A 20,337-nucleotide genomic window follows, 5' to 3' on the forward strand; every position below is an offset into this window, starting at 1 on the left:
ATAAATAGGTAAAAAATGTCAGGACATTACGAAGCTCCGATAAGGGAACCTCTAATTATTGGTCACAAAACTTATCACGATATCACAGAAGATATTGCACGACCTATCGAAGAAAGAGCAGGTAAATTATGGTGGGTATCACTATATGCAGCCTTAGTTCTATTCATCTACGGATTTGGCTGTATCGCTTATACTATCGGAACAGGTATTGGAGCATGGGGGCTTAACAGAACTATTAACTGGGGTTGGGATATTACCAACTTCGTATGGTGGGTAGGTATCGGTCACGCCGGGACCCTAATCTCCGCAGTATTATTATTATTTAGACAGCGTTGGAGAATGTCTGTAAACAGATCTGCAGAGGCAATGACGATCTTTGCGGTAGTACAGGCAGCGATCTTCCCTGTAATCCACATGGGTAGAGTTTGGGTAGGATATTGGGTATTCCCTTTACCTAACCAGTTCGGTTCTCTTTGGGGGAACTTCAACTCACCTCTACTTTGGGACGTATTTGCAATCTCAACGTATTTCTCAGTATCAACTGTATTCTGGTTCATGGGATTAATCCCTGACTTTGCAATGATCAGAGATAGAGCTAAAACTCCTTGGACTAGAAAAATTTATACATTCCTGGCTTTCGGATGGGGTGGTAAAGCAAAACACTGGCAGAGATTCGAAGAACTTTCTTTGGTTCTTGCAGGTTTAGCAACTCCACTTGTATTCTCCGTACACACCACGGTATCTTTTGACTTCGCAACTTCGGTTATTAAAGGATGGCACTCTACAATCTACCCTCCTTACTTCGTTGCCGGTGCGATCTTCTCAGGATTCGCAATGGTACAGACCCTATTGCTGGTTGCCAGAAAAGTATGTCATCTTGAAGAATATATCACCATGTATCATATCGAAATTATGAACATCGTAATTATCCTGACAGGAGGTATGGTAACTGTGGCCTATGCTACTGAATATTTCATCGGATGGTACTCAGGATCTAGATTCGAAGACTTTACATATCTTTCTCCGGGTGCTGCTGTAGGACCTTATTGGTGGGCATTCTGGGCATTGATATCTTGTAACTTAATTATTCCTGCACTATTCTGGTTCAAGAGAATAAGAACAAATATTATTGCAACATTTATTATTGCATTAATCATCAACATCGGTATGTGGTTCGAGCGTTTCGATATCATCGTTATCAACCTTTCCAGAGATTATTTACCAGGATCTTGGACTATGTTTAAGCCAACGATCATTGATGTGGGTGTATACTTAGGAACAATCGGATTCTTCTCTGTATTATTCTTACTATACGCAAGAACGTTCCCTGTAATTGCACAGGCTGAATTAAAATCGATTCTGAAAATTTCAGGTGAAACTTATAAAGCAAAAGAAGGAGATGAGCACCACTAAAATTGTATACGGACTTTATGCTGACGACGACGATCTGATGAACGGCGTTAAAGCATTCAACGATAAAGGGATTGCGATAAACGAAGTTTATACTCCATTCCCGGTTCACGGACTTGATAAAGCTTTAGGGTTAAAGAAAACCAGAATTTCTGATGCTGCATTCTTCTACGCTCTTTACGGGGTTACCATCGGTGCTACTGTAACATGGTATGTAATGAATCATGACTGGCCTCAGAATATTGGTGGTAAACCTGCTTTTGACTGGGCACACAACATGCCTGCATTCGTAGTTCCAATGTTTGAATTAATGGTATTCTGTGCCGCTCACATGATGTCATTGACTTTCTTAGTAAGAAACAAAATGTATCCGGGAGCTCCAGCTCAGAACCCAGATCCAAGAACTACTGATGATAAATTCATGATGGAATTTGTAACTGATGACGTAGAGTCTGTAAAACAGTTGCTTATTGATACCGGGGTTGAAGAAATAACTGTTAAAGATGCTTAAAATGAAAAAGAATGTATTAAAAATTACAGCTGTTTTAGGTTTAACAACGGTTTTACTTAATTCTTGCGGACCAAAAGAAAATACACCACTGGTATATTTTCCTGATATGTACTTTCCTGTAGCTTACGATCCATTGATGAAAGCTCAGGATGCCTACTCAGATCATGAAAATGAAATTCCTGCTTTCGTTAAAAATAGTTTTGCAACAGGTCTTGCTCCAGTAGAAGGATCAGTTGCTCAAAATAAAGATGGAATCTTTGAAGAAGGATTGCTTCCTAAAAATGCAGATCAATACAATGCAGGATATGATGCTTCCAAGAATCTGACAGTATCCCCTCTTAACCCGGCTAACGCTGCTAAAGATATTGAAAGAGGAAAAATGCTGTTTGATCGTACTTGTGCAACATGTCACGGAACAGGAGGTGATGGTCAAGGACCAATTGTACAAAGCGGAGCTTTCTCTGGTGTACCCAACTATGCTGACAGAGAACTTACTGTAGGATCTGTTCATTATGTATTAACTAACGGTAGAAATGCAATGGGATCTTATGCTGGCCAGCTTAACCCTGGTGACAGATGGAGAGTGGCAATGTATGTGATGAATGCCTTCAAAAAAGGAGCAGCAGCACCTGCAGCAGCTACAACGGCTACAGCTACACCAGCTGCCGAAACAACAGAGACTACTACCGCAACTAAAAAATAAGAAAAGAAATGTATAGTTTTTCACCAAAATTAAAATCAACTTCTATAATCCTTCTTGTTGTAGGTTTAGTGCTATTTGCTATCGGTTTCTTTATGAATAAAGGAATGACTACTGAAAGAATAGAGCACATGATGGAGGCAGTTCATTCTGCTGGCCATACTGCCCCTACACACTCCAGTGAAATGGTAGGACCTCAGGATCATGCATCTCATTTAGAGCACGCACAGCTTCAGGTTCACAACCAGCCTCTGGCATCGCTGCATTTTGTAGCTGTCTTTTTCTTTGGAGTTAGTTGTGCTGTATTGTTCTTCTATTGTATTCAGCATGCTGCACACGCAGGTTGGCCTATTATTATTACAAGAGTAATGGAAGCTATTGCTTCTTATATCCCATATGGTGGTGCCATTCTGGTTATTATGATGATATTGAATATCACTCACAATGGCCACTTATTCCACTGGATGGATCCCGAATTGACAGACCCTAATTCTGCCCATTTCGACGTGATCCTATTTGAAAAGAAAAGATTCTTAAATATCCCTTTCTATGCCATCAGAACGATCATTTATGTAGTAGGTGCTTCTTTCTTTGCATGGAAACTTAAAGCTCAGTCTAAGAAAGTAGATGAAACTAAATCTAAAGTAGATTATCAGATGCTTTACAGATGGGCAGTAGGATATATTGCATTCTTCGGATTTGCTTCTGCAGCTTGGGCTTGGGACTGGTTGATGTCTATTGACCCTCACTGGTATTCTACAATGTATATCTGGTATTCAATGGTAAGCTGCCTTTCAAGTGGAATTGCTGTGATTATCCTTCTGAGTGTTTATCTGAAGAAAAACGGATTCTTACCTCAGTTCAATGACAACCACTTACACGATTTAGGAGTATTCCTTTTCGCTACAAGTATGCTTTGGACATATACATGGTTTGCCCAGTTTATGCTTTACTGGTATGCGAACGTTCCGGAAGAGGTTAACTACTTCTTTGGAAGATTCCAGCACTACGGACCTACCTTCTTACCAATGCTGATCATCAACTTCCTATTACCTTTATTGGTGTTAGTAAGCAGCAGCATCAAGAGAAACTACAAAGTAGTAACAACTATGGCTGTAGTGGTTATTTTAGGCCACCTTTTAGATTACTTCAATATGGTAATGCCGGGAACGGTAGGACCTTACTGGAAAAATCCTGAAGTATTCCTATTAATAGCGGGAGCTGTTCTATTCGTAGCAGGGCTGTTCATGTTTACTGTATTAAGCGCTTTATCTAAATTGAAGCTGATTCCTACAGGAAACCCATTCTTACATGAATCTGAAATTTATGAGTATCCTTTCTAAGGACTTGTAACAGAAATAAAATAAAAAAGACTGATTGTAATGATCAGTCTTTTTTTATGCAGACAGGTGAACATTTTTAAACTGCTCAGGCAACCATTTTGAATTTTAAGTGTCTTAATAATAAAGATTGATGAATTACATTACTTCAGTAAACCGTAAACAAAATATTATTATGAAAAGAAATTATCTGTTCTTCGCCTTGTTCATTTTTCTGTTCAGTCTCATGCAGGCACAAACCATAACTTTCGTTTCCGAACAGACGAATAAGCCTTTGCCTAAAGTTTCAGTCTTCGGAAAAGACGGAAGTATCCTCGCCTTTTCTGACATCGACGGTAAGATAGAAAAAAAGGCGATATCCCCTGATCAGGAAAAGTTTCAATTAGTTTATAATAATTTTCCCGTTGCCCTTCTCACTTTTGCAGAACTCAATCAGGATGTCATTAAAATCAATGATCAGGTCAAGGAAATAGAAACTGTGGTCATCAGGAATACTAAACCTGCGAAATACATTATGATCAAAGGAAATTTCAATGCCTACGTAACAGTGAACAATAAGCTGAACAGCTACGCAGACGGAATCGTAACGTATGTTTTCGATAACAAAACCAAAAAACTGAAAAGCACAAATGTTGAGCAATATAGAGTCTTCAGATTAGGAGCTAAAAATGAAAAGAAAGAAACTTCAACGTGGGATTACGGCAGCTCCTTACAGCTCCCAAAACTCAAGAATGTAGGGAATCCCGAAGAATACAAGACCAAAAGAAATACCATTAAAGAACTAAAAGGCGACCGCAAAGACCAGATCGAGGTAACAGGTGCCGCTCTCCAGGAGAAAGAGTTTTCTTTATTTGGATTCAGATTCTATGATATCAGAACCATACTTAATATGTCTTTTGAAAAAGATTCAGAGAAAAGTCTGAAAGATTTCCTTGAGTACAATGAGGTAGCTTTTGTAAAACTTAAGCATAAAAGCGAACCTAATTACAACCAGATCATTCTATACAATAATTTTTATCCCGCAGAACTTAATTTCAGTAATGACGACGATATAGAAAAAGTGAAATTTGATAAGGAAAACAGCAGTTACAAAACCAAGTATTGGCAGGAAGCTTCATTTCCAAATATGCAGACCATCTTCAGTTCATTTTTCAAAGATGATTTGAAAGAACAGCAGAATAAACCTAAAAATTAACCCTTTATCTGAATTGCCAGAAATACGACTAACAGTATTGCCCATCATTAAACGAGGACAAGACCTAAAGAGAAACAAAAGAAAAATAAAAACTCACTATTAATAAAGGTTTTATTAAATTTGCAATAAACAAAATAAAATGAAAAAGTTTTCTTTTCTACTTGTTTTCAGTCTGTTGCTATTTACAGCATGCAGAAAGGATCATGTAGATGCTACGAATACTAAAACGCTGCAGTCAAGTATCAATGATATGACTTCCAGCCTTTCAACAATTAAACAGATCAAATTCAACGAGGCGCTTTATATTCTAAAGACTTTCGGTGTAGAGGCAGAAGGTGATGTAGAAGAGCTTAAAGCCCTCGGAAAGCTTATCGACGGGAAAAAGGTTCCTGAAATTCTTACATTGGCCGATGAAGTTGCCCAGAAAAACGGAATTGAATGGGCCAGTACATCTCCACCTTCTCTTGGAGAAATGAATATCTTCGGGGATGATAAAGCTAAAGAAACCGATGCAAATGATGTAAAAGCAAGCTCACTAAGTATTATAACCAGGCCAACCGGCGATGACGGAGCCGGAGCTCCTACGGCTATTCAGATCGTACCGAGACTTGTAGATGGGTCAGGAAACCCTGTCTCATTTACCGGAGCGGGACTGGAAGCTACTTTGGAAGTGTTCAGTAATGGTGTAAAGCTTTCTACAGCTAAAAACCTGATGCAGGATAATAATTTTAAGGGCTTCAATTTAAAGTTCTCTTCAATTCCTGCTGCAAAAGTGGTAGACAACAAAATAGATATTACCGTTTCAGTAAAAACTACAGCAAAGACATTCAAAATGTCTAAAATTGGACTCGATGTCAATCCTTCAGCTTTAAAGGTTCCTGCTGTACCTAAAAATGATTCAACGGCTGTAACACAGGATCCTAACGCTGTAATCGATCCAAACAATCCTACAGCCACAACACCTGCAGATCCAAATGCTCCTGTCACAACACCAGCAGCACCCAAACAGCCGGCAGCGGATCCTAAAAGCACAGTCAGCAAGTTCTTAAGCAGTGTAAGCTCTCAAAATCTTAAGGCAGCCTATGAAAGTTCAAGCAATCCTAGCTGGGGAAGCTATGAATCATTCTCCAATCCAACTTCAGGCTTTGGATCTGTGAAAAATGTAAGTGTGAAAAATATTACCACCAACGCTGCCAACACTAGCGGTGCCAGTGTGAATGCAACATACGATGTAACAGATAAGAACGGAAAAACAACATCTCTAAAAGTAACTTTCGGACTTAAAAATGTAAATGGAGACTGGAAAATTTCCAGCTATAAAATAAACCCTTAATGGCTTCACAAGAACTGATCAAAAGACTCGAACAAACCATTGAAAACATCCCTGATTTTCCCATCCCGGGAATTCAGTTCAAGGATATTTCACCTATTTTTCTGGATCCTAAACTTTATGAAGATGTCATCACAGAACTGGCTGCTTTCAGTAAAGGAAAAGTAGATGCAGTCTGCGGAATAGAAAGCCGTGGTTACCTCTTCGGAATTGCCATAGCTGTTGCTTTGGAAGTTCCTTTCATACTAATCAGAAAAGCAGGAAAGCTTCCCCCACCGGTCGCTTCAGAAAAATATGACCTGGAATACGGAAGTGCCATCATTGAAACCCGTGAAGGCCAGATCAAAAAAGGACAGAGAATCCTGATCCATGACGATCTTTTGGCAACCGGCGGAACTACCGAGGCCACTGCGAAACTTGTAGAAAAGCAAGGGGCAACCGTTTCACAGTTCAGCTTTCTTATTGGTCTGAAAGATTTGAACGGCCACGAAAAACTGAAGAAATTCGGGGCAGAGATCTATAACATCCTTGAATACTAACCTATCTGAGGCCAACGATATAATGTCTCGATTCCGTTCAATAAATTATGATTAGAGAGTCATGCTGAACGGAATCAAAGCATCTATTTAAAGTAAAATCAAGATTTAAATTAGTCTTTTATAACATTTCATTAATAATACTGTCAAAGTATTTTGTAAATCATTCAGAAACAATTAAATTTGCATTTCAATTTTTAAGAATTTATGGCAAAATTGGGAAAGAATGCTCCAAATGAGCAAGAAGGTAAAGAAACGGTTGAGTTCTTTAAAGACCTTGACAGAGAGGCTTTAAACACTGAAAGATTCCTTGAGAAATATTCAAAGCAATTGGGTATTGTATTCGGGGTACTCGTTTTGGGTGTTTTAGGATTCTTTGCTTATAAACAGTTTGTAGTAGCTCCTAAGAACGTTGAAGCTGTAAAAAGTTTCCTTGCTGCTCAGAAAAAACAGACAGAAGGTAAAGATAAAGAAGCTTTAGGTGGAAAATCCGCAGCTAATCCAGGCTTTATAGGAACATATAATGAATATTCAAACACGAAGGTTGGTGAACTTTCTGCTTACAATGCAGGTTTATTAAAATTCAAAGAGGGAAAATTCCAGGAAGCTTATGATCTATTAGACAAATTTTCATCTGACAACAAAACATTAATGGCATTGAAATTCGGTGCTATGGCAGATGCAAAATCAGGTCTTAATAAAAATGATGAAGCTCTTTCTTTATTAGACAAAGCTTCAACGGCTTCTGACGATCCTTATACCACTTATTATTTCACAAGAAAAGCAGGTATCGTAGCATTAGGATTAAAGAAAAATGCAGAAGCTAAGAAATATTTCTCTACAATTGACGAGAAATATCAGGACTATGATAACGGAATGTCTGATTCTTATATTGAAATGACTAAATACTTTTAAAAAATGGCAACAGTTAATCTTTCCGATTACAAGCCACTTCATATAACAAATGCCGAAGATTTTTCTATCGGCATTGTTTTTTCTGAGTGGAATGATTTTGTAACTTACAATCTTCGTGATGCAGCCCTAGAAATTCTTGAAAAAGAAGGGGTAAAACCAGAAAACATTAAGCTTTTTCCGGTTCCGGGTGCTTTTGAACTGAACTATGCAAGCATGCAGCTCTGCAAAGAAAGAAAATACGACGCAGTAATTGCTATCGGGTGTGTGATCCGTGGTGAAACTCCTCATTTTGATTTTGTATGCGCAGCAGTAGCACAGGGAATCAAAGACTGCAATGTTTTAACAGATACACCGACTATTTTCTGTGTATTGACAGACGACAATAAGGAACAGTCTATCGCCAGAAGCGGCGGAGACCTTGGAAATAAAGGTGTAGAAGCAGCCGTAACCGCTTTGAGAATGATTGACTTCAAAAAGAACCTTTCTGACAAAAAAGGAAACATCGGTTTCGGACACTCTTAATCTTAATACATCTTAACAATATACAGGGCTATTTTTTAATAGCCCTTTTTTGATGACATCAGGCATTCCGACACTTGTTTAGCCTTTCTATCCAATTAAAGAATAAGTTAAATATTCAATAATAATTCAAAAAAACCATAAGAAATATCATATTCCCGCTTTTTTTATCTAAAAGTTATATACAAAAGCTATCTTTGCGCGAATTAACTCAGATTTATTGTACATGTTTCAAAGCAAAATAAAACCATTCCTATATCTAGGGATTTTCTATCTGATCATTTCGTTGATACTGAGGATTGTTTTTCTACTCCACCCTATCACAACCTCCAGCTTTGGTTTTTTTGAAATTATTAAAGTCCTATCTATTGGTCTGTTGAATGATATTTTTGTTTTCACTTTAGCCAGTACATTATTGGCTGTTTACTTTTTATTCCTGTCAGATTCCAAATATAAAAAGCCGTACGGATATATTATTTTCGGGGCTCTGATCCTGTTTTTTCTGTATATCCTGCTCATCCCAAACAATATTTTCGATCAGTATGGAGGTTCTGTTACAGAAGTAGTTCTCGCATTTGTAGGAATGAAAACTATTTTCTTCGGCCTTATCCTTTTCCTTCCTTCAAAAAGGATAAAGATTCGCAATACATTATATTTCATCACTTTATTATTATATGTCCTTCTCATCATTTTTAATGCGGTAAGCGAATATTTCTTCTACAATGAATTCGGGGTACGTTATAACTTTATCGCTGTAGATTATTTAATTTACACCAATGAAGTTATTGGGAACATCATGGAAAGCTACCCTGTTATTCCTTTATTTCTGGCTATTCTTATGGCCACTTTAGCTGTTACATGGTTCATTTATAAGAAAACGAAAAGTGAACTTTTAGAGCTTCCGAATTTTAAGCAGAAAATGGTGTTGCTGGGAACGTTTACGGTTCTGGCTGGCATCAGCCTTTTGGGAGTATCTTCATTAATGCAGATCAGATCAGACAATGTTTTTGCGGATGAGATCAAAAATAACGGACTTCCAAAATTCTATTGGGCCTTTACCCACAATGAGCTGGACTATTTCCAGTTTTACCCGCAGATAGCTCAGCAGAAAGCTGAAAAGAACTTTTTGAGCCAGTATGCAGAGCCCTCATTATCAAGAAATGTGACCTCAGAACAGCCGGAGCTTAAGAAAAATGTGGTCCTGATCTCAATTGAAAGCTTATCCGCTGATTTCATGGAACATTATGGAGGTACTTTAAAAATCACTCCTTTCCTGGATAGCCTCGCAGACCGTTCTATATTGTTCACCAATCTTTATGCTACCGGAAACAGAACCGTAAGGGGACTTGAAGCGTTAACACTGTGCATTCCTCCTACCGCAGGGGAAAGCGTCATCAAAAGAGATGATAACAAAAATAAATTCACGACGGGAAGTGTATTCAAATCTAAAGGATATGATGTGAAATTTCTGTATGGAGGTTACAGTTATTTCGATAATATGCAGGACTTCTTTACTGGAAACGGGTATGATATTGTAGACAGAAACAATTTTAAACCCGAAGAGATCTCGTTCGCCAATGTCTGGGGCGTCGCCGATGAAGATATGGCCAAAAAAGCGATCCAGACCATGAACGCTGAGGCCAAATCCGGAAAGCCGTTTTTTAATCATTGGATGACCGTTTCCAATCACAGACCTTTCACCTATCCAGACGGAAGAATTGACATTCCGGGAACGGCAAAATCCCGTGACGGAGGTGTAAAATATACCGATTATGCACTTAAGAAGTTCTTTGAAATGGCTAAAAAACAGGATTGGTATAAAAATACGGTCTTTGTAATCATTGCCGACCACTGTGCATCCAGTGCAGGCAAAACAGAACTTCCAATGGACAAATACAGGATTCCGGCGATGATTTTCTCAGAAGATTTCATACAGCCCCAGAAGTTTGACAAGCTGATGTCTCAGATAGACATCATGCCAACACTTTTCGGATTGCTGAATTTCAATTATACCTCTAAATTTCTTGGCCAGGATGTCTTCAAAAAAGAATTCCAGCCAAAAGCTTATATCGCCACTTATCAGGATCTTGGATTTGTAAAAGACGGACATCTGACAATCATTTCACCTATTAAAAAGGTAAAACAGTATTCTTTACGGCTGGAACCCAGCAATCTTGCTCCTGAATTTAAACTTTACTATCATGAAACGCTGATGAAGAATCCTGATCAGAAACTAGTCAATGATGCTGTTTCTGCTTATCAGTCCACCTCATTCTGGCTGAAAGAGAAAAAACTTAACCGATAAGGTGAGGGACAAAACGGCTCTGGTTATTGGTGATCAGATGAACACTTTCTCTGATTCCAATGCCCGCAGGTTCCTGTCCGATGACCCAGCTGCCAATCACCGGATAATTACCCTGAAAATTGGGAAGATCGAATAGCTGCTGGTAAATAAAGCCTTCTTTGCCATAAACACCGTCATTTTCCTCCACCGGGATATTATTTTTATGCAGGATCACATTAGCCCCTTCTCTGGAATAGATCGGTTTCTTAGCAAAATCTTTCAGATGTCCGGGCTCAAAGTAAGACTCCAGCAGATAAGGATGATTGGGATACATCTCCCAAAGGATCGGAAGAATAGCTTTGGAAGAAAGTAAAATTTTCCATGCCGGCTCAATCCATTGGGATCTGAAACCGTTTTTCACGAGCTTTTCCCCAAAACCGTCTGCAAGGATCCACTCATAAGGATAAAGCTTGAAAATATATTCCATGATTGAACGGTCACCAGCCACGAATTCTGAAATATCTTCAGCCCAGCCGATATCCTGAACCGGGATAAATTCCGTGTTAAATCCCGCCTGAGAAGCACAGTCACGCATATATTCAACATTAGTGACATCTTCAATATTGGTAAGGGATGCAAAATAAATATGAAGCGGATTCATATAATTTTTAAGATGTTTCCAGTATCCCACCAGCTTTTCATGAATGGAATTAAACTGATCTTTATAGGGAAACAGCTCCTGAAGCCAGTACCATTGTATCACGGAGCCTTCATATAGTGAAGTTGGTGTATCAGCATTAAACTCCAGTAATTTCAAGCTTTTACCGTCAAATCCAAAATCGAATCTTCCGTAAATGGAGGGATGGTCTTCTTCCCAGCTTGTGATGATATAATTCCGGAACCATTCGGGAATATTGAATTTTTCCCAAAGATTTTTTGCAATAACATGATCTACAGCCTCCAGACACATCTGCCATAGTTCTGAAGTCGCATTTTCTATTGTATCAATTTCCTCCGGGCTGAACTGGTAATAATGACTTTCATCCCAATAAAGACCATCCAGAGAATGATAGCCAAACCCTAAGTTCTCTAGTTTATGCTGCCAGTTTTTCCTGAACTGTGACTGAATTCTTTCCATAATTTATGATGAGGCACTAAAACCTCTTTTTCCCAATTGTCCTCTTACTACATTTCCTTTGTAATTATTTCTCCCGATATTTGATTTGGTACTTATCGCATCACTGTAATAGCCGGCCTTTTGATAAGATCCGTAGCTGTAAGCCCCATACGGTCTGAATGCATGATAAAGAAGGACTCCCGCCAAAAAACCATGACTTCTTGTGTAAGAAGCTGTAGTATCGGACCTCATATAGACTTTCTTTTCTTTTTGATCATTTGGTTTTTCCTGAGAACAGGCGGCCAATATACCCGTTACAAAAAGTAATTTTATAGAACTGGACTTTTTCATTATTGAACCGTTATAAAAAATTCATAGTCTTTTTTCGTTTTGGCGATATGGTCATTACCGTCACTGTCTTCTCCACCAACAAGGGTATCCCCCAAACTGGGAATAGTATCTTTTTTAATGATCTCTTTAAAAAGCTTTTTATCCTTCCAGATCCTGTGTTTGGTAATAAGAATATCTGCAGTATCCAGGTGCTCAACGGAAAGTACAGTTTCAATAGAGCCACTCTTATCTACACTGTTTACTTCATCTTCTTTTTCTTTTTTACATCCTGTAAACGCCATGATCCCAGCTGATAACAGGCAAAGTTTAATTTTTTTCACGCGGGCAGTAATTTTTCACAAAAGTAGTAATTTAGTAACGATATTATTTTAAATTTACAAGGCAAAAAAAATTGTTATGAAATGGACAGACGATAGAGGCGGGAACGTAGACGACCGCCGTGGTTCTGGTGGTAGTGGAGGTATGGTTGTAGGTGGAGGCCTCGGGACTTTAATTATAGCTGCGATTATTTTCTTTTTAGGAGGTGATCCTTCAGGCATTCTGAACTCCGGGAGTATACAGTCTTCCGGAAATGGGCAACCACGGGAACTTACAGCCGAAGAGCAGAAAATTGGAGAAATGGTTGATATGATGGGTAAATGGAATATCGTTACCTGGGACCAAATCTTTAAAGAAAATGGAATGACATATACAAAGCCGGGGATTGTTCTTTTTGAAGAAACCACACAATCCGGATGTGGAACAGCTCAATCTGCCATGGGACCGTTTTATTGCCCTGCAGACCAGAAAATATATATGGATATGAGCTTTTTTAATGAACTCCAACAAAGATTTGGAGCCAAAGTAACCGAATTTACTGTTGCTTATGTTTTAGCTCATGAAGTAGGACATCATGTGCAGACTCTTCTGGGAACCACACAAAAGGTAGATGCATTAAGAAGAAGCGGAAGATATTCTGAAACAGATATGAACAGGGTTTCTGTAGCCACCGAACTTCAGGCAGATTTTTATGCCGGAGTATGGGCAAAAAGAACAAATGATACAAAAGGTATTCTTGAACCAGGCGATATACAATCTGCCATAGATGCAGCCCAAGCTGTTGGCGATGATAATATTCAAAAAAGATCTCAGGGTTATGTCAACCAGGAAAGCTTTACCCATGGCTCATCTGCCCAGCGTAAAGAATGGTTTATGAAAGGATACAACACCGGAGACATCAAACAGGGAGATACTTTCAACCAACTTTTAAAATAAATCCTTTTTTTATATACAATTAAAAACCCCTGAATTTCTTCAGGGGTTATTTTTATGGCCGTTCAATTGGATTACTGTTCTTTTTCACTTCTTCTTTTGCTCTTTCTTCCATTCTTTTTCTCATATCTACAGGATTCTGATTACCGCCTCTTCCTCCGCCAGCTCTCGGGGGTGACGGGAAGCCTCCGCCGCCACTCTGCATGAATGACATTGGATCTGTTTTATATTTTTCCTGCTGCTTTACATAATCCGCTCTTTTTACTTTCAAAGTATTTCCAAACTGGTTGAGAGTTACGATTTCAGCAATTTTATAATTCTTCATTAAGTCAAAAGAATAATCACCATTATCATCCTCCACTTTCACGATCAGTCCCGGAAGACCTCCAAACTTATACGGACCATCCTGATAAGGCAGATCTGTAGTAAACCAGGCCGTCCATTTTCTTCCGGCAAAATCTGTTGTCGCTTTCTGAACTTTATACTCTCCTATCTTTGTTGTTTCAGAAGACATTTTCCAGTTCAGAGGACGGTCTTCCTCATAAACGTAGACATCTCTCCCTATTCTGTCCTTAAAATAAGTCTTCTGGCTTACCTTATCTTTTTCTACAGAATAATTGATATGGGTTCTCACTCCTTCCATCTGCTCTCTGCTTACGGAACCTCTGCCTCCTCCACCCTGAAAAGCCTTCTGCAGGATAGAATCTCTCTTATACCTGTTTTCTGAATAAAAAAGAGACTTTTCAGCGGAAATATCTAAATACGCATTTTCAGTTTTAATATCGCTTTTATTTTCTGCGCCCGGTTTCATGGTTACCTGATAAACAAACCGATTGGTTTGCGCAAAAATATGCTGCATTAACAGCGCTAAAGCAATGATGCCTATTTTTTTCATTATAGAATAAATTTATTGTTTGGATTTCAAAAGGTTAACAAAGTTAAGCCATCAATAATAAAAATCGATAAAATAAAATTCCGGATTTTTATTTCCTAATTATTGTACGTATTTTTGCATAATTAAATCATTCTAAATAAATACAATGATAAAAGTATCAGATCAAGCAAAAGCAAAAGCCATTCAGCTGATGACAGAGGATGGTTTCAACGCTGCTGAGGATTATATAAGAGTAGGGGTTAAAAGTGGAGGATGCTCTGGTTTAGAATATGTTTTAGGTTTCGATAATAAAAAAACAGATGCAGATCAGGTTTTTGAAGATAATGAAATCAAAATTGTTGTAGATAAAAAATCTATCCTCTATTTGGCAGGAACAACTCTTGAATACTCAGGAGGATTAAACGGAAAGGGGTTTGTTTTTAACAATCCTAATGCATCCAGAACGTGTGGTTGTGGAGAGAGTTTTTCTTTATAGAAAAGACATTAGATCAAGATATCAGAACTATTTCTGAATCTGAAGCCTAATATCTGAAATTAAAAAAACAATGAGTAAATATACTGAAGACGATTTAAGAGTCGATCTAGAAAATAAAAAATATGAATTCGGGTGGGAAACGAAGATAGATTATGAAGAGTTTCCAATCGGTTTAAATGAAGATATCGTCCGTGCGATCTCCGCTAAAAAAGAGGAACCGGAATGGATGACAGAATGGCGTCTGGAATCTTTCAGAATCTGGCTGAAAATGACAGAACCAACCTGGGCAAACATCAAATATGAAAAGCCCGATTTTCAGGCTATTAAATATTATGCTGCACCAAAAGCGAAACCTGAATTGGAGAGCTTAGATGAAGTCGATCCTGAATTGCTGGCCACTTTTGCAAAATTAGGAATCAATATCGAAGAACAAAAAAGACTTTCAGGAGTTGCTGTAGATATCGTAATAGATTCCGTTTCTGTGAAAACCACTTTCCAGGAGACCTTAATGGAAAAAGGAATTATTTTCTGTTCCATTTCAGAAGCTATTAAAAACCACCCTGATTTAGTAAGAAAATACCTTGGAAAAGTAGTTCCAAGAGGAGATAATTTTTATTCAGCACTGAATTCCGCAGTATTCTCTGACGGAAGTTTCTGCTATATTCCAAAAGGTGTAAGATGCCCAATGGAACTTTCCACTTATTTCCGTATCAATCAGGCAGGAACAGGACAGTTCGAAAGAACGCTTGTGATTGCTGATGAAGGAAGTTATGTTTCTTACCTTGAAGGCTGTACAGCTCCGTCAAGGGATGAAAACCAGCTTCACGCAGCTGTTGTTGAATTGATCGCAATGGATAATGCAGAAATTAAATACTCTACTGTTCAAAACTGGTATCCGGGGAATGAAGAAGGAAAAGGAGGAGTATTCAACTTTGTAACGAAAAGAGGACTTTGCGAGAAAAATGCAAAAATCTCCTGGACACAGGTTGAAACAGGATCTGCTGTAACATGGAAATACCCGTCTTGTATCCTGAAAGGAGATAACTCTATTGGTGAGTTCTACTCTATTGCTGTGACCAACAATCACCAATATGCAGATACAGGAACAAAAATGATCCATATTGGAAAAAACACCAAATCTACAATCATTTCAAAAGGTATTTCTGCAGGAAAATCTCAGAATTCATACAGAGGGCTGGTAAAAGTAATGCCTTCTGCAAAAGGAGCAAGAAACTTCTCCCAGTGTGATTCCCTGTTGATGGGTAATGAATGTGGTGCACATACTTTCCCTTATATTGAAATCAAAGATCCTACTGCCCAGCTGGAGCATGAAGCTACCACTTCAAAAATCGGAGAAGATCAGATCTTTTACTGTAACCAGAGAGGGATTGATACAGAAAGAGCTATAGCCCTGATTGTAAATGGTTTCAGTAAAGAAGTATTGAATAAGCTACCAATGGAATTTGCCATTGAAGCTCAGAAGTTATTGGAAATCTCTCTTGAAGGTTCTGTGGGATAGATTTTATCGCAAAGGAAAACAAAGCTTTTTTAATAGCGGACTGTTTATTTTTTTAAGATAAACAAAGGCGCTAACGCTTAAGAAAGCAATACAAGGTTTGAATAGAGACTTTCTCTAATTAACTTATGTATCTTTGCGAAAATTACACAAATGACCGAAAATGAGATTTCAAAGATTGTCTTTGAAAATGGATTAAAGGTTCATAGGAAATTAGGAATAGGCTTATTTGAAAGTATTTATGAAGAATGCCTTTTTTATGAACTAAAGAAAACTGGAGTTGAAGTTGAAAGACAAAAACCTCTAAATATCCAATACGAAGAGCTGCTGTTGGAAAATGCTTTCAAAATGGATTTATTGATTGAAAACAAAGTTGTTTTAGAACTTAAATCTGTTGAAATTTTGAACAATTTTCATGCTGCACAATTGAAAAATTATTTAAGATTAGGAAACTATAAGCTAGGAATGTTAATAAATTTCAACTCTCACCTTTTTAAAAACGGTGTAATGAGAATAGCAAACGGTCTTGATAATTTTTAGATTAATTAAAGAAATAGTATTTCATTGATAAGCGTTAGCGCCTTTGTTTATCTTATAAAAGCAAAGGAGATAAAAATCTTAGTCTAACGTTGCGATAAACTTGAATATATGTTAGAGATAAAAAACTTGCACGCCAAAATTGAAGATGGCGCAGAAATTTTAAAAGGTATTAATCTTGAAATAAAACCGGGGGAAGTTCATGCAATCATGGGACCGAACGGAGCTGGAAAATCTACTCTTTCTTCTGTTATTGCAGGAAAAGAAGATTATGAAGTTACAGACGGAGAAATTCTTTTTCAGGGAGAAAACATCAGCGAAGATGCTCCTGAAGACAGAGCGCACAAAGGAATCTTCCTTTCTTTCCAGTATCCAGTAGAAATTCCGGGAGTTTCTGTAACCAACTTTATTAAAGCTGCTTTAAACGAAACAAGAAAAGCAAACGGACTGGAGGAAATGCCGGCAAAAGAGATGCTTGCCCTTATCCGTCAAAAATCTGAGCAATTAGGTATAAAAAAAGATTTCCTTTCAAGATCACTTAACGAAGGTTTCTCCGGAGGTGAAAAGAAAAGAAACGAGATCTTCCAGATGATGATGCTTAATCCTAAACTGGCTATTCTTGATGAGACGGATTCAGGATTGGACATTGATGCATTAAGAATTGTTGCAGACGGTGTGAACCACTTTAAAAATGAAGGAAATGCAGTTCTTCTGATTACCCACTATCAGAGATTGCTTAACTATATCCAGCCTGACTTTGTTCACGTTCTTGCCAATGGAAAAATCATCAAAACCGGTGATAAATCTCTTGCATTAGAACTTGAAGAAAAAGGCTACGACTGGCTTCTTAACTAAGAAGAAAACTCTTTCAGCAGGGATTTTATCAATCCTTCCTGAAGATGCGGAAAAACCGCAGTAAATATTATTATTTTTAAATATATAAAATAAGGTGTGATGGCCGAAATATCAGTAATGGCTTTATACGATCAGATTATTGACAATCACGGTGAATTTTTGGAGAGCCTTCGTCACAGATTTCTGGATGAAGATAGAAAAGTTGCTCTTCAAAACTTCGAAAACTTAGGTTTTCCGACAAAAAAAGACGAAGAATATAAATATACCAGCATCAAAGAGATCACAGAGAAAAACTATAATTTTTTCCCTAAAGAAAGTCATAATATCACCAGAGAACAGCTGGATCAGCTGCATTTGGGTGAAGAAAATTTTGACTGGATCGTTTTTGTAAACGGTAAACTTCATAAAGAACTTTCAAAAGTTTCTATCGAGAATGTAGAATTTCTTTCATTTAACTATGCGTTGAATGATGAGAAACATAAAGAAGTATTTGATAAGTATTTCAATACCATTGCTTCTAAAGATACTGCTTTCACGAACTTAAATCTTGCGTACTGCAAATATGGTTTTTTCTTGAAAGTTCCGAAAAATGTAGTGATCGAAAAACCGATTCACATTTTCTACATTTCTCAGAATCAGGAAGAAAATACATTCTACAATACAAGAAACCTACTGATTGTAGAAGAAGGAGCAAAAGTTGAGGTTATAGAAAGTCACCATAATTTCGACAGTACGTATGTACTGACCAATTCTGTGACGGAGATTTTTACATATCCCAATGCAAAAGCAGACTGGCATAAGCTTCAGAATGACAACAACACATCATATCTGATCGACAGTACTTTTGCCAGACAGGAAAAGGACAGTTTAACCACTGTAAATACTTTCTCTTTTGGAGGAAAGCTTGTAAGAAATAACTTGGACTTCATTCATAACGGAAGCAATATCAATTCGTTTATGAATGGGATCACAATTATTGGAAAAGATCAGCTGGTGGACCACCACACAGCAGTTCACCACAATTTCCCGAACTGTGAAAGCTACCAGAACTACAAAGGTATTTTCGACGGAAACGCACACGGCGTTTTCAACGGAAAGGTTTTCGTAGATAAAATTGCACAGAAAACCAACGCCTACCAGCAGAACAACAATGTATTGCTAAGTGAAGGAGCGACTATTGATACCAAACCTCAATTGGAGATCTTCGCAGACGACGTAAAATGTTCACACGGCTGTACAGTAGGCCAGCTTAATGAAGATGCACTGTTTTATTTAAGAGCAAGAGGAATTTCCAAGAAAGAAGCTCAGGCTTTGCTTTTATATGCTTTTGCCAATGATGCAATGCAGAACATTGATATTGAACCGCTTAAAGAAAAAATTTCAAAACTTTTAGCTGAAAAGCTTCAGGTTGATATAGAATTTTAAGACTAATATAAATTGATACCAAAAAAGCACTTCGATCGAAGTGCTTTTTTTATTGTTAAATCCTGCTTACAATTATTTCAGCCAGGACTGATTATCTTTCTTATCGGAACGTTTTTTTCCGTTATCAATATTATACGCAAATCCTACTCCTAAAGTCTGTTTAAGCTGCGTTTTTTGAATTTGGTTATGGTCATACAACAGATCCAGCGTAATATTCGTTGAAATAAACTTGTTGATCTTCATATTAAGAATTCCGCTGTACCCCAGAACCAGATGATCAGGATGATCAAGATAGTTTGAAAACACTGATGCAGTATTAGTCAGGTTGATATTCTCCATAATCTTGATCTTGTAAATAGCAGTACCCAGAAAACCGAACTGAAACAGAGAAGAATCTCCGTTATTTTTAAGTCCGTAAGTTCCTGCGGTCTGGAGATCTTCATCCAGAACAAACGTCCACCTGGCATTGGCCGGACGAAGTGTCATTGTAAAATTATCATTGGGACGGTACGTAACACCGGCACCGATATTAAGGTATCCGGGAGCCATAAAATTGGAGATCTTTTTAGCATCAGGATTATTTCCGTCTTCATAACCTCCGGCAAACTGTGTCTGAAGGCCTATCCCCCCTGAAAGGTACCAGTTTTTAGCAAATTCGCGCCCATAATTGGTGGACAGATTGATCACATCCTGTGTTTTCCTGGTCCCGATGCCTTTTGTATTATTCTGTCCGTAACCCAGGATGATAATATTCTCCCAGAGATCCTTTCCCTTTTCGTAAGTAAGGTTATAATTAACTCCGGCAAGCCACCCAACATTGTTAGCTCCTCCTCCAACCCAGTTTGAGAAAGCAGCCTGGTTGAGCATTAGCGTATTCTGTCCCTGAACGGACCATGCTTTTATGGTATCTGCAGTTACAGCATCAGTTTTAGCTTCCTGAGCCATTGTGGTGATTCCAACAGAAAGGAAAGCGGCCAATAAAATTTTTCTCATAAGTAAAGTATTTCATTACAAAAATATACATATAATTTTTGTTAAAAAACTAATCACTCCTATTTGAAATATTAAATTATTATTTACAGCATTAAAAACCAGCAAAATATACCTTCGAAATGGTCATGAAAAGCATAAATGAACTTATCTCTACTTAAAATATATTATTATTGATGACAAAA

General features: G+C 37.9%; 21 protein-coding genes. 16 read left to right on the top strand and 5 right to left on the bottom strand.

Going from position 1 to position 20,337, the window contains the following annotated elements:
- The first annotated feature begins 15 nt into the window (after nucleotides 1-15).
- The 10 genes from nrfD to J4Q03_RS18085 all read left to right on the top strand — a co-directional run bounded on the left by nrfD (nucleotide 16) and on the right by J4Q03_RS18085 (nucleotide 10,761).
- On the top strand, nucleotides 16-1,413 hold the full coding sequence (gene nrfD, locus J4Q03_RS18040; protein ID WP_306840765.1) for an NrfD/PsrC family molybdoenzyme membrane anchor subunit: 1,398 nt from the start codon (nucleotides 16-18) through the stop codon (nucleotides 1,411-1,413).
- Entirely contained in the window at nucleotides 1,400-1,921 is a 522-nt protein-coding gene (locus tag J4Q03_RS18045) for a DUF3341 domain-containing protein (RefSeq protein WP_426049513.1), read from the top strand. The genes nrfD and J4Q03_RS18045 overlap by 14 nt, the downstream gene beginning before the upstream one ends.
- Nucleotides 1,914-2,624, top strand: coding sequence for a c-type cytochrome (locus J4Q03_RS18050; RefSeq protein ID WP_306840767.1), 711 nt, complete (start codon nucleotides 1,914-1,916; stop codon nucleotides 2,622-2,624). Before J4Q03_RS18045 ends, J4Q03_RS18050 begins: the two co-directional genes overlap by 8 nt.
- A gap of 8 nt (nucleotides 2,625-2,632) precedes the next feature.
- Nucleotides 2,633-3,964: a quinol:cytochrome C oxidoreductase gene (locus tag J4Q03_RS18055; RefSeq protein ID WP_426049514.1), complete on the top strand. Its 1,332-nt coding sequence runs from the start codon at nucleotides 2,633-2,635 to the stop codon at nucleotides 3,962-3,964.
- Between the two features lie 172 nt (nucleotides 3,965-4,136).
- Complete coding sequence (locus J4Q03_RS18060; RefSeq protein ID WP_426049515.1) at nucleotides 4,137-5,156, top strand: hypothetical protein; 1,020 nt, start codon at nucleotides 4,137-4,139, stop codon at nucleotides 5,154-5,156.
- Nucleotides 5,157-5,295: 139 nt separating this feature from the next.
- Entirely contained in the window at nucleotides 5,296-6,489 is a 1,194-nt protein-coding gene (locus J4Q03_RS18065; RefSeq protein WP_426049516.1) for a hypothetical protein, read from the top strand.
- A complete protein-coding gene (locus J4Q03_RS18070) occupies nucleotides 6,489-7,025 on the top strand; it encodes an adenine phosphoribosyltransferase (RefSeq protein ID WP_426049517.1) in 537 nt (178 codons plus the stop codon). The genes J4Q03_RS18065 and J4Q03_RS18070 overlap by 1 nt, the downstream gene beginning before the upstream one ends.
- 204 nt (nucleotides 7,026-7,229) lie before the next feature.
- Nucleotides 7,230-7,937, top strand: a complete 708-nt coding sequence (locus J4Q03_RS18075; RefSeq protein ID WP_426049518.1) for a tetratricopeptide repeat protein — start codon at nucleotides 7,230-7,232, stop codon at nucleotides 7,935-7,937.
- A gap of 3 nt (nucleotides 7,938-7,940) precedes the next feature.
- On the top strand, nucleotides 7,941-8,459 hold the full coding sequence (gene ribH / locus J4Q03_RS18080; RefSeq protein ID WP_426049519.1) for a 6,7-dimethyl-8-ribityllumazine synthase: 519 nt from the start codon (nucleotides 7,941-7,943) through the stop codon (nucleotides 8,457-8,459).
- Nucleotides 8,460-8,682: 223 nt separating this feature from the next.
- Complete coding sequence (locus J4Q03_RS18085; RefSeq protein ID WP_426049520.1) at nucleotides 8,683-10,761, top strand: LTA synthase family protein; 2,079 nt, start codon at nucleotides 8,683-8,685, stop codon at nucleotides 10,759-10,761.
- Here J4Q03_RS18085 and J4Q03_RS18090 read toward each other — a convergent pair.
- From J4Q03_RS18090 to J4Q03_RS18100, 3 genes are read right to left on the bottom strand one after another with little or no spacing between them, the layout of a single operon-like run.
- Entirely contained in the window at nucleotides 10,751-11,878 is a 1,128-nt protein-coding gene (locus J4Q03_RS18090; protein ID WP_426049521.1) for a glutathionylspermidine synthase family protein, read from the bottom strand. The genes J4Q03_RS18085 and J4Q03_RS18090 overlap by 11 nt on opposite strands.
- A gap of 3 nt (nucleotides 11,879-11,881) precedes the next feature.
- Nucleotides 11,882-12,208 (bottom strand): hypothetical protein, encoded by a 327-nt coding sequence (locus J4Q03_RS18095; protein ID WP_426049522.1) that lies wholly within the window; start codon nucleotides 12,206-12,208, stop codon nucleotides 11,882-11,884.
- Nucleotides 12,208-12,528 carry a hypothetical protein gene (locus tag J4Q03_RS18100; RefSeq protein WP_426049523.1) on the bottom strand — a complete coding sequence of 107 codons (321 nt, stop codon included), beginning with the start codon at nucleotides 12,526-12,528 and terminating at the stop codon, nucleotides 12,208-12,210. Before J4Q03_RS18100 ends, J4Q03_RS18095 begins: the two co-directional genes overlap by 1 nt.
- A 76-nt stretch (nucleotides 12,529-12,604) precedes the next feature.
- Between J4Q03_RS18100 and ypfJ the strand changes: the two genes are divergently transcribed.
- Nucleotides 12,605-13,462 (top strand): KPN_02809 family neutral zinc metallopeptidase, encoded by an 858-nt coding sequence (gene ypfJ, locus J4Q03_RS18105; protein ID WP_426049524.1) that lies wholly within the window; start codon nucleotides 12,605-12,607, stop codon nucleotides 13,460-13,462.
- Between the two features lie 52 nt (nucleotides 13,463-13,514).
- On the opposite strand, the gene J4Q03_RS18110 is transcribed toward ypfJ, so the two are convergent.
- Complete coding sequence (locus J4Q03_RS18110; RefSeq protein WP_426049525.1) at nucleotides 13,515-14,354, bottom strand: GLPGLI family protein; 840 nt, start codon at nucleotides 14,352-14,354, stop codon at nucleotides 13,515-13,517.
- Between the two features lie 145 nt (nucleotides 14,355-14,499).
- Here J4Q03_RS18110 and J4Q03_RS18115 point away from each other — a divergent pair, with 145 nt between their 5' ends.
- The 5 genes from J4Q03_RS18115 to sufD all read left to right on the top strand — a co-directional run bounded on the left by J4Q03_RS18115 (nucleotide 14,500) and on the right by sufD (nucleotide 19,162).
- On the top strand, nucleotides 14,500-14,829 hold the full coding sequence (locus J4Q03_RS18115) for a HesB/IscA family protein (protein WP_111954251.1): 330 nt from the start codon (nucleotides 14,500-14,502) through the stop codon (nucleotides 14,827-14,829).
- Between the two features lie 70 nt (nucleotides 14,830-14,899).
- Complete coding sequence (gene sufB / locus J4Q03_RS18120; protein ID WP_426049526.1) at nucleotides 14,900-16,348, top strand: Fe-S cluster assembly protein SufB; 1,449 nt, start codon at nucleotides 14,900-14,902, stop codon at nucleotides 16,346-16,348.
- Nucleotides 16,349-16,498: 150 nt separating this feature from the next.
- Entirely contained in the window at nucleotides 16,499-16,885 is a 387-nt protein-coding gene (locus J4Q03_RS18125) for a GxxExxY protein (RefSeq protein WP_426049527.1), read from the top strand.
- A gap of 108 nt (nucleotides 16,886-16,993) precedes the next feature.
- Nucleotides 16,994-17,737 (top strand): Fe-S cluster assembly ATPase SufC, encoded by a 744-nt coding sequence (gene sufC, locus J4Q03_RS18130; protein WP_426049528.1) that lies wholly within the window; start codon nucleotides 16,994-16,996, stop codon nucleotides 17,735-17,737.
- Between the two features lie 117 nt (nucleotides 17,738-17,854).
- Nucleotides 17,855-19,162, top strand: a complete 1,308-nt coding sequence (gene sufD / locus J4Q03_RS18135; protein WP_426049576.1) for a Fe-S cluster assembly protein SufD — start codon at nucleotides 17,855-17,857, stop codon at nucleotides 19,160-19,162.
- Between the two features lie 72 nt (nucleotides 19,163-19,234).
- On the opposite strand, the gene J4Q03_RS18140 is transcribed toward sufD, so the two are convergent.
- Complete coding sequence (locus tag J4Q03_RS18140) at nucleotides 19,235-20,155, bottom strand: DUF3078 domain-containing protein (protein ID WP_426049529.1); 921 nt, start codon at nucleotides 20,153-20,155, stop codon at nucleotides 19,235-19,237.
- Nucleotides 20,156-20,337 lie beyond the last annotated feature (182 nt).

The sequence above is a fragment of the Chryseobacterium sp. NFX27 genome, from assembly GCF_049887855.1.
Lineage (GTDB): Bacteria > Bacteroidota > Bacteroidia > Flavobacteriales > Weeksellaceae > Chryseobacterium.

Bases quoted from the DNA above. Each gene is read 5' to 3' on its own strand.
- J4Q03_RS18070 (WP_426049517.1), top strand. From the start codon at position 6,489: ATGGCTTCACAAGAACTGATCAAAAGACTCGAACAAACCATTGAAAAC.
- sufB (WP_426049526.1), top strand. From the start codon at position 14,900: ATGAGTAAATATACTGAAGACGATTTAAGAGTCGATCTAGAAAATAAA.
- J4Q03_RS18085 (WP_426049520.1), top strand. From the start codon at position 8,683: ATGTTTCAAAGCAAAATAAAACCATTCCTATATCTAGGGATTTTCTAT.
- J4Q03_RS18090 (WP_426049521.1), bottom strand. From the start codon at position 11,878: ATGGAAAGAATTCAGTCACAGTTCAGGAAAAACTGGCAGCATAAACTA.
- J4Q03_RS18075 (WP_426049518.1), top strand. From the start codon at position 7,230: ATGGCAAAATTGGGAAAGAATGCTCCAAATGAGCAAGAAGGTAAAGAA.
- J4Q03_RS18065 (WP_426049516.1), top strand. From the start codon at position 5,296: ATGAAAAAGTTTTCTTTTCTACTTGTTTTCAGTCTGTTGCTATTTACA.
- J4Q03_RS18095 (WP_426049522.1), bottom strand. From the start codon at position 12,208: ATGAAAAAGTCCAGTTCTATAAAATTACTTTTTGTAACGGGTATATTG.
- J4Q03_RS18055 (WP_426049514.1), top strand. From the start codon at position 2,633: ATGTATAGTTTTTCACCAAAATTAAAATCAACTTCTATAATCCTTCTT.
- J4Q03_RS18140 (WP_426049529.1), bottom strand. From the start codon at position 20,155: ATGAGAAAAATTTTATTGGCCGCTTTCCTTTCTGTTGGAATCACCACA.
- ribH (WP_426049519.1), top strand. From the start codon at position 7,941: ATGGCAACAGTTAATCTTTCCGATTACAAGCCACTTCATATAACAAAT.
- J4Q03_RS18060 (WP_426049515.1), top strand. From the start codon at position 4,137: ATGAAAAGAAATTATCTGTTCTTCGCCTTGTTCATTTTTCTGTTCAGT.
- sufC (WP_426049528.1), top strand. From the start codon at position 16,994: ATGTTAGAGATAAAAAACTTGCACGCCAAAATTGAAGATGGCGCAGAA.
- nrfD (WP_306840765.1), top strand. From the start codon at position 16: ATGTCAGGACATTACGAAGCTCCGATAAGGGAACCTCTAATTATTGGT.
- J4Q03_RS18110 (WP_426049525.1), bottom strand. From the start codon at position 14,354: ATGAAAAAAATAGGCATCATTGCTTTAGCGCTGTTAATGCAGCATATT.
- ypfJ (WP_426049524.1), top strand. From the start codon at position 12,605: ATGAAATGGACAGACGATAGAGGCGGGAACGTAGACGACCGCCGTGGT.
- sufD (WP_426049576.1), top strand. From the start codon at position 17,855: ATGGCTTTATACGATCAGATTATTGACAATCACGGTGAATTTTTGGAG.
- J4Q03_RS18050 (WP_306840767.1), top strand. From the start codon at position 1,914: ATGCTTAAAATGAAAAAGAATGTATTAAAAATTACAGCTGTTTTAGGT.
- J4Q03_RS18125 (WP_426049527.1), top strand. From the start codon at position 16,499: ATGACCGAAAATGAGATTTCAAAGATTGTCTTTGAAAATGGATTAAAG.
- J4Q03_RS18115 (WP_111954251.1), top strand. From the start codon at position 14,500: ATGATAAAAGTATCAGATCAAGCAAAAGCAAAAGCCATTCAGCTGATG.
- J4Q03_RS18045 (WP_426049513.1), top strand. From the start codon at position 1,400: ATGAGCACCACTAAAATTGTATACGGACTTTATGCTGACGACGACGAT.